The organism is Chitinophaga niastensis, assembly GCF_003014755.1.
In the GTDB taxonomy this organism is placed as follows: Bacteria; Bacteroidota; Bacteroidia; order Chitinophagales; family Chitinophagaceae; genus Chitinophaga; species Chitinophaga niastensis.
Genome location: NZ_PYAW01000002.1, coordinates 1,515,717 through 1,529,258, shown reverse-complemented (window position 1 = coordinate 1,529,258; position 13,542 = coordinate 1,515,717). Strand labels below are relative to the sequence as shown.

Sequence of the window (13,542 nt, the reverse complement as noted above, 5' to 3'; positions counted from 1 at the left end):
TGAATCATGGAATTGGAGCTCCCTGACATAATTTGATAACCTTCTGAAGACTTAATTCTTTTATGCTATAATAATACACATCTGAAGAATCAAAAGTACTATAGGATGTTACTAGACCTAAAGTAATAACGGAAAATTCTTGCAGCTTTACTGATCAGGATTTAACATTCAGCATGAGCTTTACTAGTAACCATTCAAATCCTAAAAGGTTTGTTTAAAAGGATAAATCGAATATCAAACACTAAACTAAGGTCAATAACTATGTTAATATACTGTTAATCCAATATTTTTACAAGAAATAAGGAGAGAATCGTAAACTATTACAAAACAAGGTACTTGGGCAGGTACGAGAATACTTGGGTTCGCTCTCACTTTGTGCATACTGAGTATATTGATTGGAATAAAATCAATCGTATAGCCGCTTCAGTTATGGCTATTTTATATAATTATTAAATAAATGCTATCGGCATAGTACCTTATCATTTCGGGAAGTGTATTATTATAGGGTCATCATGAATATTTTTTGCTTATGATGCCTAGCAAAAATGTATTGCTAAGATTACCTACTTCAATATTCTTAAAATAGTTATTTATGGCAAAGGTATTCCTGAGAATCTTAAACTTTAAGTCTCTTACTTTGATTCTATTGTTATTCTTTTCCGGCTATTTTCTCCAGGTCCAGGCAAACTCTTGTCGGCAAATCCATAAAATTACATTATCAGCAACTAATATTCTCCTAGGTGATGTGTTTAAAACCATTCGCAAACAAACTGGTCTTACCGTCACATATAGTATCAGGGAGACTAAAATAAATGAAAAAAAAAGGGTCACAGTTAATTTTATTGAAACAGACATTAATGATGCAATGACCTTTCTATTAAGCGATAAAAAAGACCTGGCATTTGCATTTGGTGATGAGGCTATCATTATTTTTAAAGATGATAATTCTAAAAAAAAACCGTTTCAGGGAAAAAACATAAGTGATACTGTCCCCTCCACATTTCCCCTCACTGGCAAAGTGACTGATGTATCTGGCAATTCATTACCTGGTGCTACTGTGATGGTAAGAGGGACAAAACATGGTACAACAACTGATACTGATGGAAAATTTCTCTTACCCAATGTAAATAAGGGTGAAATAGTAGTTGTTAGCTCTGTTGGCTTTTCAACAATGGAAATACCTGTAAAAAGCAAAAGTATCTTTGCCCAATTAAATACTTATGTAAATAGCCTCGATGAAACTGTGGTTATTGCTTATGGCACAACAACAAAGCGAATGAGTACAGGAAATATAAGCACCATAAAAGCTGCAGACATAGAAAAACAACCAGTGAATAACCCCTTATTAGCCATGCAAGGTCGTATACCAGGCATATTTATTACTCAGGCAACAGGTTTACCAGGGACCGGGGTCAATGTACTTATTCAAGGGAAAAACAGTATTGGTAATGGTAATGATCCACTTTATGTGATTGATGGTGTGCCCTATACATCTCAACTACTACCTAGTATTAATAGTAGTCTTGGAAACATAGCAATTAGTTCTAATGGTGGTAGCCCTTTTAATTTTATCAATCCATCGGATATTGCAAGTATAGATATCTTAAAAGATGCAGATGCTACGGCTATTTATGGTTCGCGAGCGGCCAATGGTGCTATACTGATCACTACTAAAAAAGGGGTTGCTGGCAAAACACAAGTAGACATAAATATGCAATCAGGATTGGGAAAAGTAACACGGAAGCTTGATTTACTGAACACCCAACAATATCTTCAGATACGTCATGAAGCATTGCAAAATGATAGTATCTCAATGACTCCTACCGATTATGATATTAATGGTGTTTGGGATACCACACGATATACTGATTGGCAAAAAAAACTGATAGGTGGAACAGCTCAGTATACGAATATTCAAGCAACTGTTTCAGGCGGAAATACTAATACTCAATACTTAATTGGTGCCGGGTATCATAAAGAAACAACAGTATTCCCCGGTGATTTCTCAGATCAGAAAAATTCCTTACATTTTAATATCAACAGTAGCTCCCCCGACAAAAAATTTCGCATACAGTTATCAGGAAATTATTTAATCGATAATACATTGCGACCAAATACTGATTTAACTCTTGCTGCTATGACTCTCCCTCCAGATGCACCAGCACTTTATAATAAAGATGGTAGTCTCAATTGGGGACCTCTCCAACCTGACGGCAATTCATCTTTTTTTATCAATCCACTTTCCAATTTATATAATAAATTTAAAAGCAAGACTAATAACTTAATTAGCAATGCTCTTTTAAGCTACCAGATTTTGCCTGGATTAGACATTAAAAGCAGTTTTGGATATACCAATCAACAAATAAATGAAACTAATACTACCTCATCCTTATCTGTTCCTCCGGAGCGCCGTGCTCCATTTAACCCGAGAAGCGCCTATTATGGCAACAATAACATCAACACATGGATTATTGAACCACAAGCCACTTATAGGCATTCGATCAGCAAAGGGAAATTAGATGTTTTGGCGGGAGCTAGCATCCAGCAAAGCAATAGTAGCCAGCTGCAACTATTAGGTACGGGATATAACAGTGATGCAGTTCTGGAAGATTTAAAATCTGCAACTGCAGTAATGGTTCAATCAACGATTTTATCTACATATAAGTACAATGCAGCATTTGGGAGGATAAATTACGCCTGGGAGGATAAATATATAATTAATTTTACAGGTCGCAGAGATGGAAGCAGCCGTTTTGGAGCAAAAAATCAGTTTCACAATTTTGGATCAATTGGCGTTGGCTGGATATTTTCCACGGAAAAATTCATTCAAAAAACGCTGCCCTTCCTCAGCTTTGGAAAGATCAGAGGCAGTTTTGGAACCACCGGTAATGATCAGATAGGTGAATATCAATTCCTGAATTTATATAACCCGGTTGATGGTGTAAGCGTACCATATCAAGGTGCTTCAGGGCTTCAACCAGTTAATATAGCAAATCCTTACCTCGCTTGGGAAGAAACAAAAAAGTTGCAATTGGGACTAGATGCAGGATTTCTAAATGACAAAATTTCAGTTACGTTAAATTATAATCGTAATCGTAGTTCCAACCAATTATTAAGCTATCAACTACCTATTTTTGCAGGCTTTGGAAGTATCGAAAGGAATTTTCCAGCCACGGTACAAAATTCAGGATGGGAATTTTCTCTATCCAGTAAGAATATTAATACCCGCAACTTCAATTGGTCAAATAGTGTCAATCTGACCATTCCACAAAATAAACTGATAGACTTCCCCAATATAGCCAATTCAGCATATGCTCAAAAACTTATCATTGGAGAACCGATCACAATAACTAAGGCCTACCATCTGTTGGGGGTTGATCCTGTTACAGGTATATACCAATTTGCAGACAGTAAAGGGAATCCGACTCCCCAACCTGATTACACAGATCAACCTGTGTCCATTAAAACAGCCCCGGCTTTCTACGGAGGCTTCCAAAACAGTTTTCGGTATAAAGGACTGGAGTTGGATATTTTGTTCCAATTTGTAAAACAAATAGGCCAAAATTATTTATTCGGAAGTATACCCGGCAACATATATAATAATCAACCCACCAATATATTAGATCGTTGGCAAAAGCCCGGCGACAAGACCTCCATTCAGAAACCAAATTCTGATTATAGATTATTTGTGCCGTGGGTGAATGCATCCTTAAGTGATGCCGCTTGGTCAGACGCTTCTTATATCAGACTTAAAAACTTATCGTTATCCTGGCAATTGCCGGAAGTATGGAAAACAAAGATTCATTTACAAAATTGTAGGATATATATACAAGGACAAAATTTACTTACCATCACCAGGTATATCGGGCTCGATCCGGAAACACAAAATCAATTTATCCTACCTCCTTTACGAGTATTAACAATGGGTATCCAAGCCTCATTATAATAGTAAATAATGACTCGGAGAAGCAACAATCAGGAGATCAAACAAATAAAGATCAAATATTATGCAATCAAAATACAAGACCTACTTTTTGAAACTAAGCCCAAAGATATGCAATGCTACTTTTCCCTATTTTACTCATCTAACTTCGTATTATAAATTAATGATGTTGATCTTCTTACTTAACATCTTTGGGTGCAAAAAATTATTGGAAATAAATGCTCCAGTTACTAGTACCAATGCAGCGAATGTTTATAATTCAGATGCCACTGCAGCTGCTGTTTTGACTGGTATATATGCCAAGACAAGTTTGAGCTTGCGCGGTGATGGATTAGCCAGTTTGTCACTATTCCCAGCATTATCAGCAGATGAATTGACACTTTATGGAGGGTCATCGAATAGGCAAGCCGAATACATCGAATATTATTTGAACTCATTAAACAAATCTATTGCAGGAGGTACTGATTTTTCCAATTCTACCTATCTTACTATTTTTATAACCAATTCGGCAATAGAAGGTTTGACCCAATCCACTGGTTTAACACCAGCTGTAAAGCAACACCTTCTTGGCGAAGCTAAGTTTATGAGAGCCTTTTGTTACTTTTACTTAGTTAATTTATATGGTGATGTCCCGTTAGCAACCGGCACTGATTATACTGTAAATGCGTTACTTCCCCGAACTATCAAAGCTAAAGTTTACCAACAGATAATTGTGGATTTAAAAGAGGCTCAAGAGCTTTTAACTGACGGCTATGTAGCTGCAGACGCACTAACGTCAGCTAATGATAGACTAAGGCCTAACAAATGGGCCTCGACTGCCTTATTAGCGAGAGTATATTTATATACTGAAGACTGGGCAAATGCAGAAATACAGGCTACTAAAATCATCAATAACTCGTCCCTATACAATCTAAATACACTTAACAATGTATTTTTAAACACTAGTACAGAAACCATTTGGCAATTGCAACCTGTTTCAAATCCTGGGTTAATTTCTAATACCCAAGATGCGAAACTTTTTGTACTTCCAAGCACTGGTCCAACTACTGAATATCAGTATCCTGTTTATTTGAGTAATAATGTTGTAACTAGTTTTGAACCAGGTGACCAACGAAAAATCAATTGGGTTGATAGTGTAGTAGTAAATAAAGATAGTTTAACGACGATCACTTATTATTATCCGTATAAGTATAAAGTTATTGCTCCCAATGCTCCTGTTACAGAATATACTGTGGTATTACGATTAGCTGAACAGTATCTCATACGGGCAGAAGCAAGAGCCCAGCAAGGAAATATTACAGGAGCTGCTAGTGATTTAAATGTAATCCGTAACAGGGCTGGTCTGCTTAATACAACAGAAAGTACAAAACCTGGACTACTAACAACTATTCTCCATGAACGGCAGGTCGAACTATTTACAGAATGGGGGCATCGGTGGCTGGACCTAAAAAGATCAAATATCGTTGATACAGTTATGAGTAAAGTTACTCCGCAGAAAGGTGGTATATGGAATAGCAATTGGCAATGGTATCCTTTTATATTATCAGACTTATTGAGTGATCCTAATCTAGTGCAAAATCCGGGGTATTAAAATACCCTACTCAATCAAAGAGAAAGGCAAAAACACGTAAAAGATAATTACCATATTAATTAATTCCCATTTCTATTTTAATGAATGTGCAAGCAATAGTACTTATGACTTACGGATTAAGTCTCGGGCAGACTCATACAATCTGGTAGATTTCTATCAAGAAAAGCCGTATTAAGCAAGGTATGCGACTTGAAGAAAATAATACAGGGCAGCAATTACTGGTAAAAAACAGACAATAAATACATTTTACGGATGTTATGCCACTTGGTGTGGGCTCTGCAAGCATATATCAGATTAAATTCTATAAAAGAAGGATCAAGTAGATACCCAATAGCGAATTAATCTATGAAGTCATTGTTGGTTTCACTGATACTATTCTCTTTGTAGACAAGGTTGTCAAAGCACCAGATGTTAATGAACAGTACTTTTTCTTACCCAAAAAATATAATAGAAGCTAAAATCACCCGGATTTTATATTCTCATTAGTTAGTGCTGCTAAAAAAAGATGGTCATTAAATCCAAAAGAACAAATTAATAAAATTGCACATAATGATCCATACATTCTAAAGTAAAATAATCGGGTACTTAGAAAACATACCTACTTCTTCAAATGAAAAATGAATTGAGTCTAAATTTTACATAATGACAAAAAAAAATAACATTCTGACACTATTGGCACTAATAACAACTAACTGTTATGCACAGGATAATCATATCTCATTATCGAAAGATCTGAGAGCTGACAACTATAGCATGCAGCCTATCCATATGCAATCCCGATGGGCAAAGGATGTGAATCCTGCAAATGCATTAAAAGAATATCCACGTCCTCAAATGGTACGTAAAAGCTGGCAAAACCTAAATGGGCTTTGGGAATATGTAATCACAGATTCAAAAAATTCTATTCCTACTAATTATGAAGGAACAATATTGGTTCCTTACCCAATTGAGTCCGCATTATCTGGTGTACAGAAATCACTGACACCAGACCAGCGTCTATGGTACAAGCGAAACATTCAGAATCCTATTCTTGCTAAAGGCGAAAGGTTACTTCTACACTTTGGCGCAGTAGACTGGCAAGCGACCCTTTTTGTGAATAAAAAAGAGGTAGGGCAGCATTCTGGTGGATATCAAAATTTTTCATTTGACATCACTGATTATTTACAACCCGGCAACAATGAACTGCTTGTAAAAGTGTATGATCCTACCGACCAAGGGCCCAACCCGCACGGTAAACAAGTACTCAATCCTGCCAATATTTACTATACTCCCTCCAGTGGTATCTGGCAAACGGTATGGATAGAGAAAGTACCAACTACACATATTATAAACATTAAAACCACACCCGATATAGACAAAGGCTTATTGAATATAAATGTGAACACTGCTAATGAAGCGAATGACTTAAAGATAGAAGTAACAGCAAAAGCAAGTGGAAAGATAGTTAGTATCAAAAAGTTGCTACTTAGCTCCGTTCAGCAAGCCTATAAGGAAGCCGCTTCTGAGATATTCTCAATGACAATACCTAATGCACATCTCTGGTCACCAGACGATCCATTCTTATACGATCTTTCTATAAAACTAGTACGGGGAACAAAAACAGTAGACCAGGTAGAGAGTTATTTCGGGATGCGCAAAATCAATATTCAAAAAGATGAAAAAGGAATAGATCGTATCTTCTTAAACAACAAATACACCTATAATCTTGGAACCCTTGACCAAGGCTTCTGGCCTGAAGGGTTGTACACTGCACCTACAGATGAAGCATTAGCTTTTGATATCAAAGCAATTAAATCAATGGGGTTCAACACTATTCGGAAACATATCAAGATTGAACCGGAAAGATGGTATTACCATGCTGACAAAATGGGTATGCTGGTATGGCAGGATTTTGTAAATCCTCCTCATTCCCTTCCGGAAGGGTCCAGACAAATTTTTGAAAAGGAGATGCAGGAAACAATGGATCAATTACACAACCATCCAAGCATTGTCACTTGGGTTCTTTTTAATGAAAGATGGGGGGCCTATGATCAAAAAAGGTTGACCGAGTGGGTAGAAAATTACGATTCCAGCAGGATTGTAAATGGCCATACAGGTGAATTATTATATGTGAATAATGAATTACGTGACCCATCTGATTCTCCCTGGATCAGTAGTAATATGACGGATGTACATGCTTATCCTAATCCAATGAATGCACCTGCACAACCAGGTAAAGCAAGGGCACTCGGTGAATTTGGTGGTGTTGGTGTACCTGTACCCAGTCATGAGTGGAATGATCTGCAGGGATGGGGTTATATCCAGGTAACGCCTGCAGAATTAAAAGGGAAATATGAAATGATGACCAAACACCTTAAACAACTGGAAGCAGAAGGCTTAAGCGCTTCTATTTATACTCAACCTTTTGACGTAGAGGGAGAAGAAAACGGGTTGCTTACTTATGATCGTGCAATAATTAAGATACCAATAAATGAGATCCGGGATATTAATAAAGCGCTTGTAAATCAAACAAAAGCTTTTGCACTGGATCCCCAATTTGTCATTGCTGAAAATATTGACATTAACGATAACGATAGCAAATATGAAGCGTTTCTGAACCAATATGAAAAAGGAAAGCGAGATTCAGCCTTCTTAAGAAGACTGACGTTAATCTCTTTAAGAAAAAAGGACCAGCCAAGAGCAACACAATTTGGAAATGATTACATTAATATATTGAAAGAACCATATTCAAAAGAAAATTTAACTTTCATTCGGCAAATTACCCGTACCTCTAAAGACAAGGGCTTTGAACTGTTCAGAACGCAATCAGAAAAAGTGAATACTATACTTGGGGAAAATCAAGCTGAAGGGGAAGTAAAACAAATCATAAATACTGAAGAAATATCACCTTATATAAGTGGGGATAATGCCCATCCTGATTGGGATGCTATCCAACAAAGGGTAATCAATAAATATGGTAGCCTAGGAGAAGAATTTATTTTGGGGAAGCGTATGCTTTACTATTGGATAGTTACAAAGGATTGGAATAATTTTGCAAAATATTATGTACTTTATTTTGAAAAAGCACTTAAGCATAGCGAATACCACATCAATAATGCATCATGGACCTTATTTGAACACGCAGATAATCCCAAAGTGCTTGAATTTGCAGCAAATGTGATGAAATACAACATTGAAACATTTGATCAATCTCCGGAGGCATATGACACCTATGCTAACCTACTCTATAAGCTAAAGAAATCAAATGAAGCAATCCAATGGGAAGAAAAGGCCCTGTATCTTAAAAGGGATTCCCCTGATGAAAAAGAATTTGTCGACGCCTTAGAAAAAATGAAAAAAGGCATCCCCACCTGGCCAGAAAATAAAAACTGATAAAGAAGCAATAAGTACGTATTCATACTTTATGCTCAGCTTTACATATAAAAATAGGATTCTTCAAAAAAGATAAGATGAAGGTTAACATCTTATTACAAAAGTCGTCGCTGATAGTCTTGTTGGTGACTTAATTTCTAAAAATCGCCAGGTAATCGTCAAAACATTATCATTTTATAAAAAATTTTCTCATGGCGTAGTACGTTGTAACTGTCATATGTGTTTATATTATAAGCAATAACCTAAGTGTAGCAAAAGATACAACTCATTTCATTGCTGCGGTACTGATATCTTACATCATTACAAACCTTAAATTAATGCAAATGAAAAATCCACCTGAGCAGAATCCTATGAAAATACTCTGGATCGAGAGAGAGGATAGTGACTACACTCCTATTGAAACCGTGCCTTCAGAATTTATCCCGCTGATACTTCCTTATGCAGGTGTTTATTTCAACCAGGACGCAGATTGTGATACACTTAGCCAGAACATTAAACTACCGGATTTTTCTATATGGAGCCACGAAATATATGCGCACGAGAATATCATCCTGGCTCCACAAACCCCTTATCAGATACTGGCACTACACTTCATGGAAGCAGATGGTGTTGTGGCAGATATTTCCCACAGGGGACTTTTTCTGCTAAATGAAAAAGAAGTGAACCTGTTTAACCTGCACGCACGCTTTCACACAGCACAAATGGAAGCAGGAAATGTTATATTTAGTTTTCACGTCAATATTTTACCGGCTTCTCTACCAAAACTTATAAATAAGTATCCGGAGCTGCAGCACCTGGCATCAATGGAAATAGACACCACAAGCGGACCGCTTAATAAAAAACCTTATAAGATCAGCGCTGCCTGCCAGGAGCTCATCACAGCTATTTATAAATGCAGATTAATTGAAGAGCAGGCCAAATACTACCTGCACAGGTGTTGCATAGATCTTTATATCAACTTTGCCCGCCAGGATAAGTTATCAGGTATCATTAATAAAGTAAGTCCGGCCATGAGAATAACTTTGAAAGCCGTGTTTGATCACCTGAAAGAAAATATAAAGGAAGTATTTAATATAAACCGGCTGGCATCCCTCTATGAAGTGCCAGTAACGGAGTTAAAGGAAGCATTTGAACAAATGTTCTTTATCTCTCCAAAAGCTTTCGCACATCAGCAAAAAATGATGGCAGCATATAGTCTGGTCGTAAAGACTAAACAACAGTTGAGCTTTATTGCAGAAGAAACAGGATTTAAGAGCTGGAATGCGCTGCGGAAAGCGTTTGAAGCATACTACGGCTACACTCCTATCAGCGTTCGCAATGCACAGTAAAATGCCTATAGTACTTTCTTATTCCAGGATGTGTCTAATTAAGTGAATGTAATGATAAAATATTTCTCTCCCTGAAAGTACCACCATTGTTTGCTAATCGTCAACCAGCTAAATTAACAAACATGCAACCTAAACAACCAACTACAAATCAGGAAAAAATACTCTGGATTGAAAGAGATGACAACAACTTCACTTCTATTGAAACCTTGCCGGCAGAATTTCTTTCAATGGCATTTCCTTATGCCAAAGTTTATTTCAGACAGGATGAAGATTGCGATACACTCAGCCAGAACATTAAATTACCTGGCTTTTCTATTTGGTGTCACGATATATTCGCACTCAACGACATTATCCTGGCGCCCAAAACACCTCATCAAATTCTGGCGTTACACTTTATGGTAGCAGACGGCATTGTCGCAGATATTTTCAACAGAGGAGAATTTCTATTGGGAGAAAAAGAAGTCAACTTATTCAATCTGCACGCGGCATTCCATACAGCACCGGTGAAAGCAGGAAATCAGATCTGTAGCTTCCATATCAATATTTTACCTGCTGCACTACCCGACCTAATAAAACAATATCCGGCACTGCAACACCTATCGACATTTGAAATTGGTATGGTAAGCGGTCCGCTTAATAAAAGCCCTTACAAGATCAGCGCTGCCTGCAAGGAACTCATTACAGCAATTATCAATTGCAGGTTTATTGAGGACCAGGCAAAATTTTTCTTACGCAGATGTTGCGCAGATCTCTATATTAACTTTGCCTGCCAGGATAGGTTATCTGGCGTAACTAATAAAATGAGTCCGGCTACAAAAGAAACCTTAAAAGAGATCTTTGATCACCTCGTGGAGAATGTACAGGAAGTATTTAATATACAGCGACTGGCATACCTGTATGAGCTGCAGATTACAGAGCTGAATACAGGTTTTGAACAGCTATTCTTTATCACTCCTGAAGCCTTTGCTCATCAACAAAAAATGATGACAGCATATCGTTTGATTACAACAACAAAAGAGCGGCTGGGTGCCATTGCCACCGAAACAGGATTTGATAACTGGCATGCCCTGAAGAAAGCCTTTGAAGCATATTACGGCTGCACACCAGCCAGCATCCGTCATGCACAATAAAACATTCACTTACCAACTCATTAACGAACAGGCCTCAAAAGTATTTTTGAGGCCTGTTTAATTTAAAGCAAGATAATCAACGCTTTTCTCCTACACGCTTCACTGCATTATCCTCTACCCATCTCCCCGTTTTATCTGCTTTTACAGGCACAAATGCGCACATGTGGTTTTGGTACTTATAACTATGCGGCACCCGCATCAAAATGGTATTCCATCCTTTTTTTAATGGAATAGCTGCAGGAGTGCGTGTCCAGTAAAATTCCTCATCGGTGTAAGGGATCTCACTGGCCGGTGTTTCCCAAGTAGCTTGCAGGTACCTGTTGGCACCAGGTTGCAGCCATTGAGGCGCCGGTACGGGTTGATTGTTAATCCAGATGTTTCCGCCGTTGGCATCCCATTGACCTTGTGCTGGAATACCACCGAATTGCCGGTTAGAGCGCGCAGGCATTTCAAACCCAACCCAGGCATGCATTTGCTGCGGTTTGTTACTATAAATAAACGTACGCACATATACGGTAAACAAAGTATCTTTTTCCGGGTCCTGCTTGTTTAACAGTGATTCAAATAGTAATACGCCGCCAGTTACCCGTTGCCAGATTGCCGCCGGGCCGGGTCCTTTTTCCCGCGCAAAAGCAGCGTCGCCGGGTTTATAAGGCCCGGTCATTTGCCAGGTAATGTTGCTGAAGGCTACAAAAGGAAATGGTTGACGGGCAAAAAAATGATCACGATACCACGCGAGTCGCTTTTCGAACTCCTGAAAGTACTGTCCTGGTGTTGTATTAGCGGGAGGCATTACTTCCATATAATTTTTTGCGGTGCCAGGTCTGCCGCACCACAATGCTTCACTATAGGTGATGGCGCAGGGCCATACGCCATTGTACAGTAATATCTTTTTCTTATCATCTACCCGTACATCCGGCCAGCAGCAAAGAATACCGCCTAAAGCAACGGAATCTCCCTGTACCCGGTTGCATGGTTGCTGGAAAAAATAACGTTGCATATTTGATAATACATCTCCTGAATTAAGGTAGCCTACGTAAGAATCTACAAATGGTGTTGTTTGCGCAGCTGCATTTATATTGTTCGCCCCATCTATCCAGCGTTGTTCAATGGTGTGGGTATCTCCTTTCAGTCCGGGATTCCAGACCATGAGGGTTCTCCTATTGGCCCTCACCCGCGCGGCAATCCGTTTCATAAATTCATCCGGATGCGGAATATGCACTTCATCAGATCCGATGTGCAGAATGGGGCAATCTGCTGCGGGAATGACAGCACAAAATTCATCTATCAGTTTTTCCAATACGGTGATACCTTCTTCTGTGCCCATTTTAAAGCCAAACGTCTTTTGAAAGTACGCACTATGCCCCGGCATATCTAATTCGGGAATCACCTGTATACAGTGCGCTTTTGCATATTGAATAAGATCGAGGATCTCTGCAAAACTATAAGTACTGTCCGGATCGCGACCTGCCTTTCTATTGGCCGGATCATTCAGTTGCGGGAAAAGTTTACTTTGCGGACGCCAGGCAGGATTATCTGTCAGGTGCCAGTGAAAGGTGTTAAATTTATACGCCGACAGCTGGTCCAGCTGTAGTTTCAGCGCACTGACCGACTGGAAATTACGTCCGTTGTCATGCATAAAACCACGCAGGCCAAAGGCGGGCCAGTCGCGGATGCTGCATTGCGGCAGCTCCCACCCTTTCTCTTTTTGCTGCAATAATTGTTTGAAGGTTTGTACGGCATAAAAAGCCCCGGCGGCATCTTTTGCGATGATAGTAATACCGTTGGGCGTTACGCTTAACTGATAACCTTCCGCTACCGGTGTAATGTTTTTATCAATGCGCAACAATATACCACCTACGGGAAAAGAGCTTTGCTCACGTAAATGGCTCAACGTAATACGAACATCATAGCCAGCTAATATTTCCTGTAAGGAAAGAACAGCATTTTTTAGCGTGTCTGATTCATCCGGATAAAAACTTATCGTCAACTGTGTTGGAAGCGGCCAGTTATCCTGGTTCCAATGCACCTCCTGTGGAAATGGAATCAGTGCTGCCCTGGCGGCATGCAGGGTTTCAAGTGATTGGGGGCCGCGCCATTCATCGGTGGTTTGCTGCGCCCGTACTGCTGCCAACAGCAATAGCAGGCAACTAAAGAGAAGAATACTTTTTTTCATTA

6 protein-coding genes are annotated in these 13,542 nt (G+C 38.8%); 5 read left to right on the top strand and 1 reads right to left on the bottom strand.

Annotated features, from left to right (window positions below; all coding sequences use genetic code 11):
- Window positions 1-592: 592 nt before the first annotated feature.
- The 5 genes from CLV51_RS14570 (at window position 593) to CLV51_RS14550 (ending at window position 11,364) form a co-directional block, all read left to right on the top strand.
- Window positions 593-3,946 (top strand): SusC/RagA family TonB-linked outer membrane protein, encoded by a 3,354-nt coding sequence (locus CLV51_RS14570; RefSeq protein WP_106528741.1) that lies wholly within the window; start codon window positions 593-595, stop codon window positions 3,944-3,946.
- Window positions 3,947-4,007: 61 nt separating this feature from the next.
- Window positions 4,008-5,534 carry a RagB/SusD family nutrient uptake outer membrane protein gene (locus CLV51_RS14565; RefSeq protein ID WP_106528740.1) on the top strand — a complete coding sequence of 509 codons (1,527 nt, stop codon included), beginning with the start codon at window positions 4,008-4,010 and terminating at the stop codon, window positions 5,532-5,534.
- A 642-nt stretch (window positions 5,535-6,176) separates the two neighbouring features.
- The gene (locus tag CLV51_RS14560; RefSeq protein WP_245898725.1) at window positions 6,177-8,906 is read left to right on the top strand and encodes a glycoside hydrolase family 2 protein; all 2,730 of its coding nucleotides are present in this window, start codon (window positions 6,177-6,179) and stop codon (window positions 8,904-8,906) included.
- A gap of 323 nt (window positions 8,907-9,229) precedes the next feature.
- Window positions 9,230-10,234: a helix-turn-helix domain-containing protein gene (locus CLV51_RS14555; protein WP_158267024.1), complete on the top strand. Its 1,005-nt coding sequence runs from the start codon at window positions 9,230-9,232 to the stop codon at window positions 10,232-10,234.
- Window positions 10,235-10,356: 122 nt separating this feature from the next.
- Window positions 10,357-11,364 (top strand): helix-turn-helix domain-containing protein, encoded by a 1,008-nt coding sequence (locus CLV51_RS14550; RefSeq protein ID WP_106528738.1) that lies wholly within the window; start codon window positions 10,357-10,359, stop codon window positions 11,362-11,364.
- A gap of 76 nt (window positions 11,365-11,440) precedes the next feature.
- On the opposite strand, the gene CLV51_RS14545 is transcribed toward CLV51_RS14550, so the two are convergent.
- Window positions 11,441-13,540, bottom strand: coding sequence for a beta-N-acetylhexosaminidase (locus CLV51_RS14545; RefSeq protein ID WP_106528737.1), 2,100 nt, complete (start codon window positions 13,538-13,540; stop codon window positions 11,441-11,443).
- Window positions 13,541-13,542 lie beyond the last annotated feature (2 nt).